The organism is Vibrio sp. TRT 17S01, from assembly GCF_050113695.1.
Taxonomy (GTDB): domain Bacteria; phylum Pseudomonadota; class Gammaproteobacteria; order Enterobacterales; family Vibrionaceae; genus Vibrio.
Genome location: NZ_JBNJOG010000002.1, coordinates 524,932 through 543,767, shown reverse-complemented (window position 1 = coordinate 543,767; position 18,836 = coordinate 524,932). Strand labels below are relative to the sequence as shown.

Here is an 18,836-nt window from a genome sequence, read left to right as displayed (position 1 = left end):
AGCAGGGCTACAATCGTTATCAAAGTGCTATTTTGGTTTACTGGAAGCTCGCAGGGAAAGAAGTTGAGAACCAACATCTGGTGTATTTAGAAAAGCAAATCACCCGAGAGGAACTCGATAACCTCAATGACGATTGGTTAGCTCAGCATGGTATTAAGCTGGACATCAAAGAGCTGCTTTCAGCACCCAAGCAGCCTGTCGCCGAAAGACAAACCACTCAACCAGAGAAAATGGATAAAGCAGAGAGCAAACCAGAAACGCATACCGTTGCTACAGACTTAGATACCCATCAACGTGAGACGTGGGGAGCAATAGCTGAGCAATATGGTTTGTCAGCCAAACAGCTCCTTGATTTGAATCCGCAATACAATGCTGACCCAATGTCGTTGAAAGTCGGGGATACACTTATCGTTAAGGCTGTCGAGCAAGCACAGAGCTCTCCGGAAAAAGAAACTGCCTTACCTCCGCTTACTCCTGGCACTTACAGTTGCTTAGCGAATACTCATTATGCACACTCGGATGCTTTCATATCGGGAACTCAGTTTAAGGCGATAAACAGCGATAGTCTGTTCGAGAAAGAGTTGCCCGTCACGAATTTAACCACCATCACCACGGCTTCTAAAGCAACCGATTATGGTAAGGTGGCGCTGCTGGCGACTTCGGCCCATACAGCGACGACGAACCTAGGTATCTTAAGTACCAGTACGACGAATACAATGGGCGCGTGGTCAATATCAGGAGAAGCACTCGCGGGTTTTGCTCGAATGGGGGGCTTTCTCGCTGCGGCCTTATGGCCTTCTCAGCTTGGTGATGGAACTTTGGAGGGCGCCAGTGATGACACGACGACGATGCGTGTACGCTTCAATATGTACACGGACGAAAATGGTAAACAGCAAGTTGTGGGTATCAAAACGGGTGAGGGTAGTGCCTATGGTGACCGCGTTGCGAAGCGCGTAGCGGTGCAACAAGGGCAACACTTTGTTGCGGAGTTGGATAACGGTATTAGTATTACGTGGACACCGGATGGTTCAACGGATGTACTGACACCTGATACTGTATTGCCCGAAAATGATCAGCTTGATGTTCACAATATCTGGGTTCGTCCTATCGAAGAGCATGAACAAGAGATAGGTACAGCGCTCTATCCCGAGGAAGAGCTTGCTGAGTATATTGTGACTTTCCCTGCGGATACAGGGCTCCCTCCTCTCTACCTAGTCTTCCGAAAAACTGCGCGTGATGAATCTGGGGTAGTAACGGGTAGTGGTGAAGATATAACAGGGATATGGTTAGAGAAAGCAGGAGAAGGGCTTGGTGCTCCTATTCCATCTCAGGTTGCTGATAAGCTTAGAGGTAAAGAGTTCAGTAGTTTTGATGCGTTTAGAGAAGCGTTTTGGAGTGCGGTTGCAGAAGATTCGTCTCTTTTAAGTCAATTTAGTCGCTCTAATCAAAGACTAATTAATAGGGGGTGTGCTCCATTCACATTCCCAGAAGAGCAAGTTGGTGGAAGACAAAGATATGAAGTCCACCACAAAGAAGAAATACAGCACGGTGGCAAAGTATACGATGTAGAGAATCTATGCGTTGTGACACCTAAAAGACATATAGATATACATAGGGGATCGTAATATGGAATTGAAAGACCAACTGCAAGACTATACTGAATCCGAGTTTTATCGATTACTTGAAGATTTTTTTGAAGACACTGATACCAATGATTTACCAAATACTGAATACGATAAGCATATCTCGAAGTTAGCAGAACATTTTGCAAATATCGTTGACCATCCTGAAGGAAATGGGTTGATATTCCATCCAGCTATTGGAAGAGAAGACTCACCTCGTGGTGTTATCGAAGAAATAAAGATTTGGTATAAAGCACAGGGAAAACAGTGTTTTAAGAATTAAGTCGCTTTTTAACAGATAACATATACCTTCAAACTGGTGCATTGAGACAAAAAAAGAATGGGGAGCGTGATGGCTCCCCATTGTCATTTTTTATCGCTACTGTTGGCATTACTTTTCTTTGACGGCTTCGCAACCTTCAGGAATTGTGATGCTCGATACGTCCTTACCTGCTTGTTGCGCCGCTTTCACATCCATTTTGTACTGAGTGCACTTGCCAACACTGACATTGATTGCCCCCGAATCTGCGGATGGATTGCCACCTAACGTTCCACCAGCGAAGGCCGTGGTGGTTGTTAAGGTAATCGCCGTGATAATGAATAAACATGATTTGTTCATAGTCGTTTCTCTCTAGTGAGTTAAATTTGAGGTGTGCTGATTTCAGCGTGTTCACGCATGAACTGCTCTAGATTGAAATCAGTGGGATAGATAAAAGAAAACGTCGATACACTGGCCTCATCAATCAAAGGCAAGGCTAGGGTGCGTATCGTGGGTTGACCGGATAGACGAAAAAGCAGCAAGAGCGCGTCACATTGAACCGAGAGTCCCAGTGGTTCGATGAGCGCTTTCTCTTGCTGCAAAACTTGACTCGATATGTTGAGCATACGGTTGTTGAGCAATGCCGTGTGTACCGCATTCAGTACTTGCCGCTGCTCATTACTCCACTCACGAATATTGGGCAGTGCTACATGGATTTTGGCTAACCATGCTTGCTCTTTTGAATGCGCTGAACCCTTGTGGAGTAAGGGTTTGTCTCTCTCCGAGGAGCGACCTTGTCCATAATTCAGTGCATCGGGAACAAGCGGTAGTAAGTACTTATTCGTCAGTTGCCAATAAAGCATCTCCTGCTTGTTGAGCTTCAGTAATTGCTCTGAAGTTTTCCGATAAACATGAGGCATGCTCATCGAATCACACTCCACGTTAAACACGTCCACAATGATTTCATCGAGATAGCGTTTAATGCTGCGCGTGGTACGGTGGATATCGAGTAGGGCTAACTGCTGCTGCAACTCCCTAACGGTAATCCATCGGTGTTGAGGAATAAGCATCAGCGTGTGCAGCAAAGCGGATAACCCTTCAATGCTGGTTTTATTGCTCATGACTACACTCTCAATACATCAAAGCTCCAAGACCGGAGGTGGACATTTAATGTCGGGAGAGTAGAGGTGAGTCAGACACATAATGTCCAACGGTGAAAACAGCATCAATCGGCAACACGAAAGCGTGAGCCGATTAACATTAACGAGGCTTATGCTTATCACTGAACTCGGCAATCGCTACCAATACACCAATCAACAGCACCACCAGAAAACCTAACGTCGTCAGAGTTCCGATAGCGCCAAAGAAAGGAGAGAGGGTAAACAAAGTGATAAGAGCGGTGACAAGCTTAATGGTGTTAAGGAGAAGGGAAGTCATGAGCTATTGCGGGGTGACGGCTATCTCGTTGTAAGCGTCCGTATCGACATAAGCAAGAAAGTTACACTCCCACAACTGGTACAACTCTTTGGCATCACGGCTACCCTGCATTGGCAGCCAACCACGATAAGCCACAAAGAACTGTCCAACCCGAAAATCAAAATCTAAATTTCGCTCTAGCTCTGGGTAATGGTTCCCCATATAGGCAAAGTCAGTGATGTACTCAATGCTCCATTCTCCTGTTGAGGTGTGGCAAATCGCAATCTCAACCGGATGAAAACCACCATCATCCGCGCTGTAACTTTTATCTCGAAAGTTAAACACCAGATAACGGCTGGTGGCGAGAGTTTCATTGCCCAGCAAATGAGTGGTCAACTGCTCACTTAACAGCTTATGCAGTTGCTTCGATACAGGTAGTGATGATGCTGTGAAGGTTAATTTGGACATAGTGAGTCCTCCTTGTTTCAGGATTCAAATAAGAAATGAGAGATTAGGATTTAGTGGAGCGTACTGAGCATCGTCAACTGCACGTCATCAAAGACGTTTGTGGAGAGGTGACGAGCAAAGGCTTTCATCCATACTGAGAGCAGCTCTTGGACTTCTGGGTGGGATAAATCCGTGCTCCCCACATCGGGCTGATAGCACCAGCGATTAGTAAGGTGAAAGTACAACTCAGGTTCAACAGATGCACTTTTATCATCAGGGTAAGAGAAGCTAGCAAAGAAGACCACCAGCCAAGGGCTTGATACAGATTCTCGTTTTAGCTGCACTTCAATGGGGTGCAAGCCTTGTCGATGTCGGTAGTAACTCATTTGGCGGCAGTTCAATACGAGTCGTTTGGCGTTTTCTGGGATAGTGCACCGATTAAGAAGTGCTTCCAGTGACGCATGTAACGCATCGTCAATGCACTGCTCTCCATAATGTTGTTCAATCATAACCACCCCCTTTCAGCAAATGAGGTGCAGGTCTCGCCTGTCACGATGTGGTCCAATACACGCACATCCACCAGCGCGAGCGCGTCTTTAAGTCTTTCGGTAATCCGTCTGTCAGCTTGGGAGGGTGTTGAGTCTCCAGATGGATGGTTATGCGTGAATATCACCGCTGCGGCATTCACGTCTAGCACCGCTTTCACAACTTCACGCGGGTAGATGCTGGCCGCATCCACCGTTCCATGAAAAAGCTCTTTAAACTCAATCAATCGGTTTTGGTTATCCAGTAGCAATAAGGCAAATACTTCACGTTCATAGCTACCTAGCTTACAGCGGACGTACTCTTTAGTGGCTTCAGGTTTAGTTAGGGCATCACCACGCACGTAGCGTGTTGCCAGTATCTCAGCCGCATGTTCTAAGATTTCATTTTCCTGATAGCGTTGCTGCTTTTGGTAATCGGACGTTTTGGGATTCATTTCAGGCTCCTGTCGGAATCAATGATGGGGTTTCACATTGATGACATATGCCTGAAGGTTTTTGGGTTGGATGGTAGTCATTCTCTATGCAAAGTGTAGAGAAAATGTATGAGCGAAATGCAAATTACATCAGATGGTTAGTTTGCGCCTGTTAGTCATGTGAGATATATTTTAGCCTGTTAAGTTATATGATGAACAGCTCAAAAGCAGCAGGATACACTACTTGAACATTAAGAATAGAGGGTCATTCTACACTCCGAAAGTGATATCTGAATGGTTAACAGATAGAGCGAAAAAGTACTCATTCGAAGAAAAACGAAATGTGATCAATGTACTTGAGCCAAGTTGTGGTGATGGTGTTTTTGTTAAAGAAATTGAGTCTTCATTTCAGCGTGGAAATTATTACCTCGATGCAATTGAAATTGAGCCTCAAGCATTGGATAGCGTGCATGTAAGTAACAATGATTTTATCACTCTCATTAACGACGACTTTCTGTTCTGGGAGGCATCTAAGAAGTATGATTTAGTTATTGGTAACCCCCCATATATTGCAAGAAAACGGCTGAATAAAGAACAGACACAGAAGTGTAAGTCTATACACGTTGAAAATGGCTTAGCTGACAAGGAAATTTCTAATATATGGACGTCGTTTGTTGTTAAATCCTCATCAATGTTGTCTGAACAAGGGGTTTTGGCGTTTGTGTTGCCTACAGAACTACTTCAAGTTAATTATGCAAAGGAAATAAGAAAGTACTTATTGGATGAATTTCATCGATTGGAAATCATCTCCTTCAAGTCTTTAGCATTTGAGGATATAGAGCAGGATACAGTAATTTTAATTGCGTATAAAAACAATAGATTAGAAGGTGGTTTGTTTTTTGCTGAAGTATCAGACACTAAACAATTAAGTCATCAAAATCTTAATTTCCTTTGTCATCATGGAGATCATAATGCCAAATGGTCATCTTATATATTAACTGAAGATGAGATGACATTTATTGATGAAGTTGCAAAAAAGTGTAATAAAGTATCTCATTATTGTAAGTCTGTAGCAGGTATAGTAACAGCAGCAAATTCATTTTTCATATTGACAAGTGATGAAATGAAGTCTTTAAATTTGGATAAATACACAAAGAAGATTGTCCAAAAAGGGATGCTTGTTAATGGTAAGATTGAAATAACACCTCAAATGTATGATGAGATTTCTATTAGTGGTAAGCCATGTTACTTGATGGATTTAAATGGAGTCTCAGAATCAGACTTTTCTAAAGAGCTTACAAATTACTTATTAAGTGGTGTCGATCTTGGCATTCCTGATAGGTATAAATGCAAGCTTAGAGAAAGGTGGTTTGATGTTCCCACTATATGGAAGAGCGAAGGAGTTTTTTTTAAAAGAGGCCACCTTTATCCAAAGCTAATGGTTAACCGAGCAGATGTGTATGTTACGGACTCTGCCTATAGAATAAAAATGAACGATGGGTATGATATAGAATCGTTGGTTTATTCGTTTTATAACTCTTTAACCTTATTATTTTCTGAGCTAAATGGTCGATACTATGGTGGAGGAGTCCTTGAACTGACCCCAAATGAGTTTAAAGGGCTTCCATTACCTTATTTAAAAGTAAAGAAGAAGGACTTTTTAAGTTTATCTAAAAAATTCTCTAAAAAGAAATGTATTGAAGAGATTATTAAAAAGAATAATAGAGATTTATTGTTGTCCATAGAAGGTTTGACAGAAAATGAATTGGAAATTATTCATAATTTGTATATCAAGGTCAAGCAACGAAGGTTAAGGATTAGTTAATGGTTTCTGTAAGAGATGAAAAGAGCTTTGTTGAGTTTAGAGTGTCAGCTAAAACTGCCAGATTAATAGGTAGAGAGAGTATTTCCTCTGCTGAAGGCGCTATTATAGAGCTAGTAAAAAATAGCTATGATGCTGATGCTCCTGAGTGCCAGATTTTTGTTATTAGTGAATACGAAAGTATCCCTGACTATCTCGACTTAGCAAGTTTTGAATCTCTTACTAACTCGATTGAAGAAAATGAAAAAGAACTTAAAAAGATTTTATTAACATCCTATACATACTCTGATATAGATCAAAGTTACGTTATTAATAGCAAAATTAACGCCACACAAAGAAGTCAACTGGAGTCAATTTTCCTAAAGAAAAACTTTATAGTTATAGCTGACAATGGCGAGGGAATGACATCTGATATAATTCGAAATCATTGGATGACTATCGGAACAGATGCTAAGGAAGTGGAAGCGGTATCTAGTAAAGGGCGCGTAAAATCTGGAGCCAAAGGTATCGGTAGGTTTGCTCTAGACAAACTTGGAAAAGTATGTGAAGTAAGAACTGCTAAAGAGAATAGCCAACCCTGTATTTGGAAGGTTAATTGGGATGACTTCGAAGGAAAGTCAACACTAGATCAAGTAAAGGCAACTCTGGAAGAAGTTGACTTTTCTTTTTCAGAAAGCTTGGAGAGCTTTACTAGTGTGAAAGAACACCTCTATAAGGAAGAAGTCAAATCTGGAACGATTATTTGTATTAGTGAGCTTAGGGAGTTTTGGCCTAAGAGCAAAATATCAAAGTTGTTTGAAAACTTGAAGTCGCTTCTTCCACCTTCTGAAGAAAGTGATTTTAAGATCTCTCTAAAGTCAAATATACATGATGGTTATGGAGAGCTTACCTATGATGACTACAATGAGTTTGATTGGAAACTATCGGCTGAAGTTATCAATGGAAGAGTGAAAATAACCTATTTCCCTTCGGAGTATGATAGAAATAATTTTGACTATGATTTTTTCAAAGAGAAAAGTTATTTAGACGAGCCTCTTTTCTCGAAAGACGAGTTTAATAAAGGGTTATATATAAGAGAATATGCATTAGATAAACTTATACCAACGCAAGATAGTAATTTAGAGTTCAAAAAGACTTTAGATAATTTAGGGGATTTGAGTTTTTCTGCATATTTTCTTAAGAAAACAACAACTTCTGAAGAGAAAGCAAAATACCATTATAGAAATATAAACTATGCTCTTAGAAATAAATGGTTGGATTTAAATGGTGGGGTAAAGATCTACAGAGATAATATGCGTGTAAGGCCTTATGGTTTAGGCTCCCATTTTGATTGGCTTAAGCTTGATGAACGAGCTGCTTCAAGTCCAGCTGCACCATTAAGAAAGGGGCAGTGGAGGGTTCGAGCTCATCAATTGGCTGGCGTTGCAAATATCTCAAGGCTTAATAATTTAGGTATATTAGATCAGACAAACCGAGAAGGCTTGATTGAAAATGATTATTTGGGAGTTTTCAAGAACGTATTAGTCTCTTTAGTTAAAGAGCTTGAATATCACCGTAGTTTTGTTGCTTATATACTAGATATTTTATACCGAAAGAAAAATAAAGAGCAAGAACTCTTAGAAAAATCTAAGGGAATTATTAAAGATCATAAACCTAAAGTTAAGTCTGAAAATGAAGCTCAGAGCGACTTATTTAATGACGATAGCCCAGATAGCACTGATGATGAAGAAAAAATAGATATTCTAGTACAACATGCAAAAATTCAAGATGAGAAAATTGATAATCTTACAGAAGAAAATAAATTGTTGCGAGTACTTGCTAGCTCTGGAGCTATGATTGCATCATTTGCTCATGACTTTAAAAAAATGAGTAATAACTTATCTTCTAGACATAAAAAATTAGTGTTGGCTTTAAATAAGTTGGAGATTGATACTTCAGGAGTACAATCAGCCATAAATCCTTTTTTGATGATAGAGGACATGGAAAGGCAAGATGATAAGCTTAATGCTTGGCTTAAGTTAACTCTTGATACGTTAAAACAAGACAGAAGAAAGAGTAAAGTCGTTGATCTTGATGATTATTTCTTTGTTCTAAATAAATTTTGGGAGGCACATTTATCTTCCAAAAATGCTAAGTTAAATTTTGAAGTGCCTGTAAATTCGAAAATTAAGTGCTTTGAAATTGAACTGGATGCTATTTTTAATAATTTAATCTCTAATTCTTACGAGGCATTCAAAAGGCTCGGATTTCAAGGTGATAAAATAATATCAATAAGTGTTGTAAGAGACAAAAATAATCTAGATATTATTTATAGTGATACAGGTCCGGGATTATCGGATTCTATATCAAGTTCAAGTAAAATTTTTGAGCCCTTGTTTACAACTAAAACAGATAGCCAAGGCAATACAATTGGTACAGGGCTTGGAATGTCTTTGGTAAAAGGTAGTGTTGAAGACTTAAATGGCACTGTTAATGTATTAACTAAGCCCGGGGAAAGCGGTTTTTCTCTAAAGTTATCATTACCAACCAAAATATAATCGTCAAGTTGAAGGTAATAAATTGAATATTGTATATATAGATGATGAACTTTCAGAAATTAATTCTTTTAAAAGTTCCATACTGCTTATTGATGATAAGGTTACTATAACAGGAATAACGCCATTATATACTCTAGAAGAGACATACGATTTAATCTTTGGTAGCAGAGAAGTAGATGCTATTGTTACGGACTATGAATTGTCTGATAGTTGTGATGTCTCTTTTACGGGTGCTGACTTAGCTAAGAAAATTATTGATTCACAGCCATTTCTTTCTTGTTTTGTATTGACTGCCTTTGAAGATAATGCTGTTAAATCTGATGCTGTTGACGTTTACCAAGTGTACTCAAAATCTGTTCTAGACAAACTAGATGATATTGGTTTAGAACATGAGGTCTCTTTTTACAACAAAATTCAGCATCAGGTTGAAAAGAATAAGCGCAAGCTTGTAACACTTACTAATGAGTATAAGCGTTTGATGTTGGATAGAGGTAGAGAGAGTTGGACTACAGAAAAGGAATCTAGGTTTATTGAGTTGGACAACTTGCTGGACTTGAATGCTGGAGGAAAAAAGATTTCTCCGTTAATTCGTCAACCAGATTATACAAAGCAGTTAGTTGATTTAATTAAGGTAACTAAAGATCTTCTAGGTGAATGTAAAGATGGAAATGATTCATAGAAAGAAACCCATGTACTCCCCAGAAGTTGTGGGAGACAGAAAGTATGGTTACCAAAAAGATAACCTTAAAAAAGACTTTCATGGGAGTTGTGGATATTGTGGGTCACCAGACCATATTTTTGGTGGCAGATCTGGTTTCCAAATAGACCATTTTGCTCCTCAGAGTAAATTTCCGGAACTCACCAATATATACACTAACCTTGTTTACTCATGCCCAATATGCAATCGTGGAAAATCCTCTAAATGGCCTTCCGATAGCCCAGTTCAATCAATAAAGGGAGAAGAAGGCTTTATTCACCCTTGTTCAAACGACTACAACGAGCATTTGTATAGAAACGAGGATGGCTCAATAGCTGCGAATAGCGCTGTAGGTAACTACATGATTCAAGAAATGAAGTTGTATTTATTGCGGCACCAAGTTATTTGGGTTCGGGAGGAGTTGAGAGAGCTAATTCTAGAAGTTAGGAAAAAGATTAACCAATCATCAGAGCTTGGTGCTAAATATAATGAACTAACGGCTGCTTTCTTTGAGTATGATGAGATATTACGAGCGAACATTGATCAAAGATAGTTGTTATAGAGTCACAACTAATATTGCTGAGATTTGAGTTAGTTTCTATGTTTTGTTTCCCATTACAGTGCGACGATGATCTTTTATGTATATCCATATTAGGATAAAGCCAATTTGGCCCCGAAGCGCCTGAAATTTTCTTCGGGGATGACCTTGTAATTTTATCCGACTAGCTGCAATCCCTTCTTAGCAACCAATGAGACATTTCCCTCTGCACAAACGGTAATGTGCTCACTCCACCAGCACATGAGCGTCCTACGCTGTTCTAGGTACTCTGCACGGTTGTATGCCTTCCTAACGTCATTTCTGTCAACATGAGCTAATGCGGCCTCTATAACATCAGGATTAAAACCTTGCTCGTTTAGAGTGGTACTTGCTAAAGCCCGTAACCCGTGAGAGACCAGCTCCCCATCAAACCCCATTCTTTTTAAGGCCATATTAGCAGACTGGCTGTTTACATGACTTTTCGGGTTTTTGTTACTTGGAAAAATGTAATCTCTATGATTACTAATAGGTTTCATGATCTCCAAAAGCGCCAATGTTTGTTCTGTGAGCGGGATAGTGTGAGGGCGCTTCATCTTCATTCTTTCTTCAGGAACAATCCAAACCTTATTTTCGAAATCAATGTCTTGCCAACGGGCTGTTGCGCTTTCAATTGGCCTTGTCATTGTATGTAATTGCCATTCAAGTAAGCAGCGAGTAGATAGCGTAATGTTCGCATTTGCGATAGCTTGCATTAACTCAGGCAATCTTTCTGGTCTGATGGTTGCCATATGCTTACGCTTAGGTGCTGGAAATAGTTTGGTTATATCTGCCAGATAGTTAACTTCTATATGCCCAGAGGCTACGGCAAGGCGCATTACTTCGTTAATGATGCGACAGAGTCTTTTTACTGTTTCTAACGTTCCTTGAGCTTTTACAGGAGCAAGAATGTCTAGTACCAGTTTAGGCTTAATATCCTGAATGGGAACATTAGCTAGTTTGGGAAGGATATGCTTCTCAAGTGCTCGATATGCTTTTTCAGCTGTTTCTGGTTTCACACTTTCTTTTTTCAGCTCCAGCCACTTATCAGCAAGTTTGCCAAAGGTATTCTCAAGCTCAGCTCTTTCCATTAAGAGCTGTTCATCTTTATGTTGCTTAGGATCAATGTTGTGAGCGATTAGCTTTTTTGCATCAGCTCTTCTTTTTCTTGCTTCAGCAAGAGGTACGTCCGGATAACTACCGAAACTGATGTTTGTTCTTTTTTTCGTAATGGGGTGGGTGTATTTCAGAATCCATAGCTTTGTACCATTGGTTTTTATACGCAATTGAAGTCCATCACCATCAGAGAGGGTGTATTCTTTGTCGGATTCTTTAGCTTGTTTGACTTGAGTATTCGTTAAAGGGACAACTCTTTTTGCCATGATGTACCACCAATATTGTCGATTCTTAGCCGTTGGTACATTCGATGGTACATTAAAACGTGGATGTTACAAGATGAGCATAGACTGCTATAGACAAGGATTGATTACTAAGTGTTGATTTTACTAGGGTAGATAGACGTCGGTAGATATGTGTAGAAGAGAAAGTGGTGGCCCCTCGCAGACTTGAACTGCGGACCAATCGATTATGAGTCGACTGCTCTAACCACTGAGCTAAGGGGCCAACGTAGGGTGAAGATTATAGGGGAAGCCCTTGGTGCTGTCTAGCCACTATAGGGGGTAATTACGCTTAGTTTTTATCCACTTAAACTATAGAGATACAAAAAAGGTGAGCTTTTGCTCACCTTTTTATTATTTATCGCATGGTTTACTCATCAAGGAAGCTGCGTAGTGTTTCTGAGCGACTTGGATGACGTAGTTTACGTAGTGCTTTCGCTTCAATCTGACGGATACGTTCACGCGTTACATCAAACTGTTTACCCACTTCTTCTAGCGTGTGGTCGGTATTCATGTCGATACCAAAACGCATGCGAAGTACTTTTGCTTCACGAGGCGTTAAGCCTGCAAGTACATCACGTGTTGCGCCTTTTAGGCTCGTTGATGTTGCAGAGTCAAGTGGTAGCTCAAGCGTTGTATCTTCAATAAAATCACCTAGATGCGAATCTTCGTCATCACCGATTGGTGTTTCCATTGAGATTGGCTCTTTCGCGATTTTCAGCACTTTACGGATTTTGTCTTCTGGCATTTGCATGCGCTCAGCCAACTCTTCCGGTAGCGGTTCACGACCCATCTCTTGAAGCATCTGACGAGAGATACGATTCAATTTGTTGATGGTTTCAATCATGTGAACAGGGATACGAATCGTACGCGCTTGGTCAGCAATTGAACGAGTGATCGCCTGACGGATCCACCATGTCGCATAAGTAGAGAACTTGTAACCACGGCGGTATTCGAACTTATCTACGGCTTTCATCAGACCGATGTTACCTTCTTGGATAAGGTCCAAGAATTGTAGGCCACGGTTGGTGTATTTCTTCGCGATAGAGATAACCAGACGCAAGTTCGCTTCAACCATCTCTTTCTTCGCTCGGCGTGCTTTCGCTTCACCGATAGACATGCGACGGCTGATGTCTTTGATACTTTGAACGGTTAGAGAAGTCTCTTCTTCAATCGCTTTTAACTTAGCAATTGAACGACGGATATCGTCTTGGCTTGCGCGGATTTTATCTGCATAAGGCTTATCAGACGCTAAGATTTCGTCTAACCATGCCTCTGAAGACTCATTGCCTGTAAAGAGAGCGATGAAAGATTTCTTCGGCATTTTTCCGTATTCAACGGAAGCTTTCATGATCAAACGTTCTTGCGTGCGAACGCGTTCCATGGAAGTACGTAGTTCATTAACCAAGTAGTCAAACTGCTTTGGTGTTAAACGGAATTCTTTGAAGACTTCCAGCACCTGATCTTGTGCAGCTGATGCTTTCGCACTTTCACGGCCATGCTCGTTAAGCGCAAGCTGGTAGTTTTGGAAACCATTACGTAAGTCGGTGAATTTTTCCAGCGCTAGCTCAGGGTCGATACCTGTATCTTCTTCCTCTTCGCTATCGTCTGAGTCATCATCTTCTTTATCTGCGTCTTCTTCATCTTCGTCAGCAAGTTCAGACTCAGCTAACTCTGAGCCGATATGCGTTGCCGTTGGTGCAGTTGTTTCTTCTGCATCAGGGTCAACAAAACCAGTGATCAAGTCGGTTAGACGAAGCTCTTCAGCTTGAACTTTATCAAACTGTTCAAGAATGTAAGGAATCGTACCAGGGTATTCCGCGACAGCGTTTTGAACTTGGTTAATACCATCTTCAATACGCTTAGCAATATCAATTTCGCCTTCACGGGTTAATAGTTCTACAGTACCCATTTCACGCATATACATGCGAACTGGGTCAGTAGTGCGACCGATTTCACTCTCTACACTTGAAAGTGCGGCTGCTGCGGCTTCTGCGGCATCTTCATCGGTAATTGTATCGTCATCGTTCAGGGCTAGATCATCAGCATCCGGTGCAGTTTCTACTACACGAATACCCATATCGTTGATCATCTGAATGATATCTTCGACCTGCTCGGAATCTACGATTTCTGCTGGCAGGTGGTCGTTTACTTCGGCATAGGTCAGATAGCCTTGTTCTTTGCCTTTAATGACAAGAGTTTTTAGCTGTGACTGCGGATTTTGATCCATAGACGGTATCCAACTTAGTATCTGGTGAAGGAATTAGTATGCGAGTTGCAAACCACACATAGTAACAAATTAATTGGTTGCTGACTATTCAATCAGGGTTACGCTTTCAAATCTAACATTAATGCTAGTAGCTCCCTCTTTTCATCGGTTGATAAACCGACGCTTCTTTCTTTGGCCTGCAGGTTCTCAATTTGTTTCTCGACGCATTGGGCAAGTATTTTGTCCAATGAATCTAAAAAGATGTCTTGTTCATTGTCGTCATCGAGTGGGATTTCCCATCCAGCGAGACGAGACAGAAGGGCTTCATTGCTTCTGTTGCGCCAGTTTTCTAGTAACTGGCCGGTGTTTATATTGGGGTGCTGTTGACAATATTCAAGCACCTCAACAAATAAACTTAATCCAGGCACTGTTAACTCCCTCACACTTGAGAGGTCCGGTACCATTTGAGCATAGCTCGGATTCTGAATAAGCAAAGCGATTACTTCACGCATTGGTGTGCGTTTGATCTCTTTATGCGGTTGAGGTCGAGCTTCCGCATTATTTTTCAAAAGAGAGTTTAGAAACTTTTGTAGTTGAAAGTCACTCCAGCCCGTCCCTAACGTTATTTCTTTCCATAAATATGCTTGTAAAGATGGGTCTGTAGTTTTGTTTAATAATGGTGCTGCATTTGTAGCGACGTATGTACCCCAACGTCTAGGATCAGTATCTGGTGCATCTTTCTTGATTTCACTTAACAAGAAGTCAATCAGTGAATCTGCTGTCTCTATCTTTTTCTCAAAAGCTTCTTTACCATATTTTCTAACAAAGCTATCTGGGTCTTCACCATCTGGTAAAAAAAGGACCTTTAGTATTTTGTTGGCATTGAGAAATGCTAATGCATTTTCCATTGCCCGTCTTGCTGCTTCTTTTCCCGCACGGTCACCATCGTAGCAACAGACAATAGTATTAGTCTGGCGGAATAGCTGACGAACATGATCATCAGTTGTGGATGTTCCAAGTGATGCAACAGCGTAATCTATTCCGTATTGTGCGAGCGCAACTACATCCATGTACCCTTCAACAACTAAAATTTTGTTTGGTTCTCGATGAGCTTGGATAACCTCATAAAGACCATATAACTCTTTGCCCTTATGGAAGATAGGAGTTTCCGGTGAGTTTAGGTATTTTGGGGTGCCATCACCAAGCACTCGACCACCAAAGCCAATGACTCGGCCGCGTCGGTCGCGTATTGGAAACATGACGCGTCCACGAAAACGATCGTAGCGGTTACCTTTATCATTTTCGATCAACATACCACCTGAGACTAACATGTCCTGTGCTTGTTTTTGTTGACCAAAATTTTTCCGGACTAAGTCCCACTCATCAGCAACGTAACCAATGCCAAATTTCTGCACAATTTCCCCAGAAAGCCCACGTTCTTTGAGGTAATCAATAGCAACCTTGCTGTTGGCTAACTTGAGTTGGTTACGATAAAACTGCGCAATACTGCCCATTAAATCGTATAGATTGCGTTTTTGTTCGGTATTGGCTCGTGGTTGATTGTTAAAATTGCCACTGCCACCACTTCGTTGTTCTCGTGGTACGTCTAGGCCTAATAACGACGCGAGCTCTTCGATCGCTTCCACAAATTCCAAGCGCTCAAACTCGATCATAAAATCAATGGCATTACCATGAGCACCACAACCAAAACAGTGATAGAACTGTTTCTCTTGGCTCACGCTAAAGGAAGGCGTTTTTTCGTTATGGAAAGGACAGCAGGCGCTGTAGTTTTTACCTTTTTTCTTAAGTTTTACGCGTGCGTCAATAATATCGACGATATCAAGTCGAGCGAGGAGGTCATCAATGAAACTGCGAGGGATGTGTCCTGCCATAAAACCTTAGAAAAATGTACTAACTGAAACAAAAAGGTAGATACAAACAAGCCGTGCATTCCGAAGGATAGCACGGCTTGTTGTAATAAGGTTGGGAGTTTAAGCCAGTTTAGCGCGAACTAAACCACTTACTTTACCCATATCTGCACGCCCTTGAATCTGAGGCTTAAGCACACCCATCACTTTACCCATGTCTTGCATGCCAGCCGCGCCAGATTCAGTAATTGCATTTTCAATCAATGCAGCAACTTCATCGTCAGTCAGCGGTTGAGGCATAAAGTCCTCAAGTACAGCGATTTCAGCTTGCTCAGCATCTGCTAAATCTTGACGATTTGCAGCTTCAAATTGAGCGACAGAGTCGCGACGTTGTTTAACCATTTTGGTCAGTACAGCAAGAATGTCATCATCAGTCAGAGTGATCTGCTCATCAACTTCACGTTGCTTAATTGCCGAAAGGGCTAAACGAATAGTGCCAAGGCGCGTTTTGTCCTTGGCTTTCATCGCTAATTTTTGCTCTTCTTTGAGCGTATCAATAAGAGCCATAACTATAATCCTTTAGGACTTAGTTATTAGTACAGGCGAACGCGACGAGCGTTTTCGCGAGCTAGCTTCTTAGCGTGACGCTTTTGAGCTGCTGCTTTAGCGCGTTTGCGAACTGTAGTTGGTTTTTCGTAGTGCTCACGACGACGCACTTCAGAAAGGATACCTGCTTTTTCGCAAGAGCGCTTGAAACGACGTAGTGCAACGTCGAACGGTTCGTTTTCACGTACTTTAACTACTGGCATATGCCTTTCACCTCAGGGGTTAATTCGTTAACGCTGATTTCTAAGTCCCAAGCTCTAGTGCTCGGTCTATAATCAGCTTGATCAAAAATGGTGCGGAATTTTAATCCGATCACAATGGCTTTGTAAAGCCTTTTGTCGATTATATACCCGAGTAACTTTTACTCGCCAGTTTGAACATGATTTGTTTGCAAGGCGAACTCGGGGTAAGATTGCGCCCAATTTAAAAGACAGGACAGAACCACTCAGGGTAAAGCATGCGTATTATCGGTATTGAAACTTCTTGTGATGAAACAGGCATTGCCATCTATGACGATGAGAAGGGGCTACTTTCTCATAAGTTATACAGTCAGGTGAAGTTGCATGCAGACTACGGTGGTGTCGTGCCAGAGTTGGCCTCTCGTGATCATGTGAAGAAAACCATTCCGCTGATCAAAGCGGCGATGGCTGAGGCCCAGTTGACGCCACAAGATATTGATGGTGTGGCTTATACAGCAGGTCCTGGTCTTGTTGGTGCATTATTAGTTGGTGCCACTATTGGTCGCAGTCTTGCTTACGCATGGAACGTACCTGCCGTCGCCGTTCATCATATGGAAGGGCACCTGCTTGCGCCGATGTTAGAAGATAACCCACCACCGTTCCCATTTGTTGCGGTTTTGGTTTCAGGTGGCCATTCGATGATGGTGGAAGTGAAAGGGATTGGCGAATATAAAATCCTTGGTGAATCCATTGATGATGCAGCGGGTGAAGCGTTTGATAAAACAGCTAAGCTGATGGGGTTGGATTATCCCGGTGGTCCTATGCTTTCTAAACTCGCTGAAAAAGGAACGCCTGGACGTTTTAAATTCCCGCGTCCAATGACGGATCGTCCAGGGCTTGATATGAGCTTTTCTGGTTTAAAAACTTTTACTGCTAATACCATTGCGGCAAATGGTGATGATGAACAAACCCGTGCCGATATCGCTTATGCTTTTGAAGAAGCTGTTTGTGCCACATTAGCAATTAAATGCAAGCGTGCGTTAGAGCAAACGGGTTTTAAACGCATTGTGATTGCCGGTGGTGTAAGTGCTAACCGACGCCTACGTGCTGATCTAGAACAGCTCGCCAAAAAGATTGGTGGCGAAGTTTATTACCCACGCACAGAATTTTGTACCGATAATGGTGCAATGATCGCTTATGCAGGTATGCAACGCCTGAAAAATGGTGAGTTAGCAGATCTATCTGTTCAAGCAACCCCGCGTTGGCCAATTGATCAGCTAGAGCCTATAGCGTAAAAATTGAATTATAGAATCAGCCGCTCAAATGAGCGGCTTTTTTATCGCTGTTCAGAGTTGCCAGAAGAGTGATAAATGGTATGGTTTCATTTTATAAAACTGGATTATGGATAACAGTCGTATGAACAAATTTGTCGTCGATGGTCGTGAAATGGCGTATCAGGATGTAGGCCAAGGACCGGTCATTGTATTTGGTCACAGTTATTTGTGGGACGCTAAAATGTGGGCTCCCCAAGTTGAGGTATTAAGCCAGTTTTACCGATGTATTGTTCCGGATTTATGGGCTCATGGTGAATCTGACTTTGCTCCGGTGCAAACGCGTTCATTACAAGATTACGCGGATCATATTCTCGCGCTGATGGATAGCTTGGACATCGAACAATTTTCTATTGTTGGTTTATCCGTGGGAGGGATGTGGGGCAGTGAAGTTGCGGTAAAAGCGCCAGCTCGCGTTCAATCCTTAGTATTAATGGATACGTTTGTTGGTCTAGAGCCTGAAGTTACTCATAAAAAATATTTTGCCATGTTGGAAGCGATCTCTGCGGCTCAATTGGTTCCTGAACCTGTTGTTGAGGCGGTCACGCCACTATTTTTTGCGCGAAATGCGCAGCAAGACTCCCCTCAATTGGTTGAAGGTTTTCGTCAACACCTTGCTCAATTAAAAGGAGAGCAAGCTGTGGAAGTAGCGAGAATCGGACGAATGGTCTTTGGTCGCCGGGATTTAATTGAAGAGGTCGAAAAGTTGGCTTTGCCTGTTCTCATTGCCGTTGGACAAGAAGATATTCCCCGTCCGGTGTTGGAGTCGTATCTGATGCATGATTGCATTTCAGGTTCTGAACTCATGGAGATCCCTAAAGCGGGCCATATATCCAACCTAGAACAAGTAGATTGTGTCACCAATATGCTGACTCAGTTTCTGAGCAAGGTTTATTCCAATTGATATAAATAAG

General features: G+C 41.6%; 19 protein-coding genes and 1 tRNA gene. 8 read left to right on the top strand and 12 right to left on the bottom strand.

Annotated features, from left to right (window positions below):
* Window positions 1-1,625: T6SS effector antibacterial DNase (locus ACQEXS_RS05685; protein WP_427013102.1), on the top strand; the 1,625-nt coding region annotated here is incomplete at its 5' end.
* Window position 1,626: 1 nt separating this feature from the next.
* Window positions 1,627-1,905: a bacteriocin immunity protein gene (locus ACQEXS_RS05680; RefSeq protein WP_427013101.1), complete on the top strand. Its 279-nt coding sequence runs from the start codon at window positions 1,627-1,629 to the stop codon at window positions 1,903-1,905.
* A 108-nt stretch (window positions 1,906-2,013) separates the two neighbouring features.
* On the opposite strand, the gene ACQEXS_RS05675 is transcribed toward ACQEXS_RS05680, so the two are convergent.
* The 6 genes from ACQEXS_RS05675 to radC all read right to left on the bottom strand — a co-directional run bounded on the left by ACQEXS_RS05675 (window position 2,014) and on the right by radC (window position 4,723).
* A complete protein-coding gene (locus ACQEXS_RS05675) occupies window positions 2,014-2,241 on the bottom strand; it encodes a hypothetical protein (RefSeq protein ID WP_427013100.1) in 228 nt (75 codons plus the stop codon).
* A gap of 20 nt (window positions 2,242-2,261) precedes the next feature.
* Window positions 2,262-3,002: a transcriptional regulator gene (locus ACQEXS_RS05670; RefSeq protein WP_427013099.1), complete on the bottom strand. Its 741-nt coding sequence runs from the start codon at window positions 3,000-3,002 to the stop codon at window positions 2,262-2,264.
* 139 nt (window positions 3,003-3,141) lie between these two features.
* Entirely contained in the window at window positions 3,142-3,318 is a 177-nt protein-coding gene (locus ACQEXS_RS05665; RefSeq protein ID WP_005424687.1) for a hypothetical protein, read from the bottom strand.
* Between the two features lie 3 nt (window positions 3,319-3,321).
* The gene (locus ACQEXS_RS05660; protein ID WP_427013098.1) at window positions 3,322-3,765 is read right to left on the bottom strand and encodes a DUF2787 domain-containing protein; all 444 of its coding nucleotides are present in this window, start codon (window positions 3,763-3,765) and stop codon (window positions 3,322-3,324) included.
* A 50-nt stretch (window positions 3,766-3,815) separates the two neighbouring features.
* A complete protein-coding gene (locus ACQEXS_RS05655; RefSeq protein WP_427013097.1) occupies window positions 3,816-4,253 on the bottom strand; it encodes a DUF2787 domain-containing protein in 438 nt (145 codons plus the stop codon).
* A complete protein-coding gene (radC, locus tag ACQEXS_RS05650) occupies window positions 4,250-4,723 on the bottom strand; it encodes a RadC family protein (protein WP_427013096.1) in 474 nt (157 codons plus the stop codon). The genes ACQEXS_RS05655 and radC overlap by 4 nt, the downstream gene beginning before the upstream one ends.
* A gap of 223 nt (window positions 4,724-4,946) precedes the next feature.
* Here radC and ACQEXS_RS05645 point away from each other — a divergent pair, with 223 nt between their 5' ends.
* Genes ACQEXS_RS05645 through ACQEXS_RS05630 form a run of 4 tightly spaced genes read left to right on the top strand, consistent with a single transcriptional unit; the run spans window position 4,947 to window position 10,311 of the window.
* Entirely contained in the window at window positions 4,947-6,527 is a 1,581-nt protein-coding gene (locus ACQEXS_RS05645; protein ID WP_427013095.1) for an Eco57I restriction-modification methylase domain-containing protein, read from the top strand.
* On the top strand, window positions 6,527-9,061 hold the full coding sequence (locus ACQEXS_RS05640; protein ID WP_427013094.1) for an ATP-binding protein: 2,535 nt from the start codon (window positions 6,527-6,529) through the stop codon (window positions 9,059-9,061). Before ACQEXS_RS05645 ends, ACQEXS_RS05640 begins: the two co-directional genes overlap by 1 nt.
* A 22-nt stretch (window positions 9,062-9,083) precedes the next feature.
* Complete coding sequence (locus tag ACQEXS_RS05635; protein WP_427013093.1) at window positions 9,084-9,740, top strand: hypothetical protein; 657 nt, start codon at window positions 9,084-9,086, stop codon at window positions 9,738-9,740.
* Window positions 9,724-10,311, top strand: coding sequence for an HNH endonuclease (locus tag ACQEXS_RS05630; protein WP_427013092.1), 588 nt, complete (start codon window positions 9,724-9,726; stop codon window positions 10,309-10,311). The genes ACQEXS_RS05635 and ACQEXS_RS05630 overlap by 17 nt, the downstream gene beginning before the upstream one ends.
* 161 nt (window positions 10,312-10,472) lie before the next feature.
* Here ACQEXS_RS05630 and ACQEXS_RS05625 read toward each other — a convergent pair whose 3' ends face one another.
* From ACQEXS_RS05625 to rpsU, 6 genes are all read right to left on the bottom strand, one after another.
* Window positions 10,473-11,714: an integrase domain-containing protein gene (locus tag ACQEXS_RS05625; protein ID WP_427013091.1), complete on the bottom strand. Its 1,242-nt coding sequence runs from the start codon at window positions 11,712-11,714 to the stop codon at window positions 10,473-10,475.
* 165 nt (window positions 11,715-11,879) lie between these two features.
* A tRNA-Ile gene (locus ACQEXS_RS05620) sits at window positions 11,880-11,955 on the bottom strand.
* A gap of 144 nt (window positions 11,956-12,099) precedes the next feature.
* A complete protein-coding gene (gene rpoD / locus ACQEXS_RS05615; RefSeq protein ID WP_367987350.1) occupies window positions 12,100-13,959 on the bottom strand; it encodes an RNA polymerase sigma factor RpoD in 1,860 nt (619 codons plus the stop codon).
* 98 nt (window positions 13,960-14,057) lie between these two features.
* A complete protein-coding gene (gene dnaG, locus ACQEXS_RS05610) occupies window positions 14,058-15,830 on the bottom strand; it encodes a DNA primase (protein ID WP_427013090.1) in 1,773 nt (590 codons plus the stop codon).
* 99 nt (window positions 15,831-15,929) lie between these two features.
* Window positions 15,930-16,373 carry a GatB/YqeY domain-containing protein gene (locus tag ACQEXS_RS05605; protein WP_367987348.1) on the bottom strand — a complete coding sequence of 148 codons (444 nt, stop codon included), beginning with the start codon at window positions 16,371-16,373 and terminating at the stop codon, window positions 15,930-15,932.
* 26 nt (window positions 16,374-16,399) lie between these two features.
* Window positions 16,400-16,615: a 30S ribosomal protein S21 gene (rpsU, locus tag ACQEXS_RS05600; protein ID WP_001145625.1), complete on the bottom strand. Its 216-nt coding sequence runs from the start codon at window positions 16,613-16,615 to the stop codon at window positions 16,400-16,402.
* Window positions 16,616-16,869: 254 nt separating this feature from the next.
* Here rpsU and tsaD point away from each other — a divergent pair, with 254 nt between their 5' ends.
* On the top strand, window positions 16,870-17,886 hold the full coding sequence (gene tsaD / locus ACQEXS_RS05595) for a tRNA (adenosine(37)-N6)-threonylcarbamoyltransferase complex transferase subunit TsaD (protein ID WP_427009817.1): 1,017 nt from the start codon (window positions 16,870-16,872) through the stop codon (window positions 17,884-17,886).
* A 121-nt stretch (window positions 17,887-18,007) separates the two neighbouring features.
* Window positions 18,008-18,826, top strand: coding sequence for an alpha/beta fold hydrolase (locus tag ACQEXS_RS05590; protein ID WP_427013089.1), 819 nt, complete (start codon window positions 18,008-18,010; stop codon window positions 18,824-18,826).
* The last annotated feature ends 10 nt before the right edge of the window (window positions 18,827-18,836 follow it).

Excerpts from the sequence above, each read along its gene's own strand:
- ACQEXS_RS05660 (WP_427013098.1), bottom strand. The coding sequence starts at position 3,765 with ATGTCCAAATTAACCTTCACAGCATCATCACTACCTGTATCGAAGCAA.
- ACQEXS_RS05665 (WP_005424687.1), bottom strand. The coding sequence starts at position 3,318 with ATGACTTCCCTTCTCCTTAACACCATTAAGCTTGTCACCGCTCTTATC.
- ACQEXS_RS05605 (WP_367987348.1), bottom strand. The coding sequence starts at position 16,373 with ATGGCTCTTATTGATACGCTCAAAGAAGAGCAAAAATTAGCGATGAAA.
- ACQEXS_RS05590 (WP_427013089.1), top strand. The coding sequence starts at position 18,008 with ATGAACAAATTTGTCGTCGATGGTCGTGAAATGGCGTATCAGGATGTA.
- rpsU (WP_001145625.1), bottom strand. The coding sequence starts at position 16,615 with ATGCCAGTAGTTAAAGTACGTGAAAACGAACCGTTCGACGTTGCACTA.
- ACQEXS_RS05675 (WP_427013100.1), bottom strand. The coding sequence starts at position 2,241 with ATGAACAAATCATGTTTATTCATTATCACGGCGATTACCTTAACAACC.
- dnaG (WP_427013090.1), bottom strand. The coding sequence starts at position 15,830 with ATGGCAGGACACATCCCTCGCAGTTTCATTGATGACCTCCTCGCTCGA.
- radC (WP_427013096.1), bottom strand. The coding sequence starts at position 4,723 with ATGAATCCCAAAACGTCCGATTACCAAAAGCAGCAACGCTATCAGGAA.
- ACQEXS_RS05625 (WP_427013091.1), bottom strand. The coding sequence starts at position 11,714 with ATGGCAAAAAGAGTTGTCCCTTTAACGAATACTCAAGTCAAACAAGCT.
- ACQEXS_RS05655 (WP_427013097.1), bottom strand. The coding sequence starts at position 4,253 with ATGATTGAACAACATTATGGAGAGCAGTGCATTGACGATGCGTTACAT.
- ACQEXS_RS05640 (WP_427013094.1), top strand. The coding sequence starts at position 6,527 with ATGGTTTCTGTAAGAGATGAAAAGAGCTTTGTTGAGTTTAGAGTGTCA.
- ACQEXS_RS05630 (WP_427013092.1), top strand. The coding sequence starts at position 9,724 with ATGGAAATGATTCATAGAAAGAAACCCATGTACTCCCCAGAAGTTGTG.
- ACQEXS_RS05680 (WP_427013101.1), top strand. The coding sequence starts at position 1,627 with ATGGAATTGAAAGACCAACTGCAAGACTATACTGAATCCGAGTTTTAT.
- ACQEXS_RS05670 (WP_427013099.1), bottom strand. The coding sequence starts at position 3,002 with ATGAGCAATAAAACCAGCATTGAAGGGTTATCCGCTTTGCTGCACACG.
- tsaD (WP_427009817.1), top strand. The coding sequence starts at position 16,870 with ATGCGTATTATCGGTATTGAAACTTCTTGTGATGAAACAGGCATTGCC.
- rpoD (WP_367987350.1), bottom strand. The coding sequence starts at position 13,959 with ATGGATCAAAATCCGCAGTCACAGCTAAAAACTCTTGTCATTAAAGGC.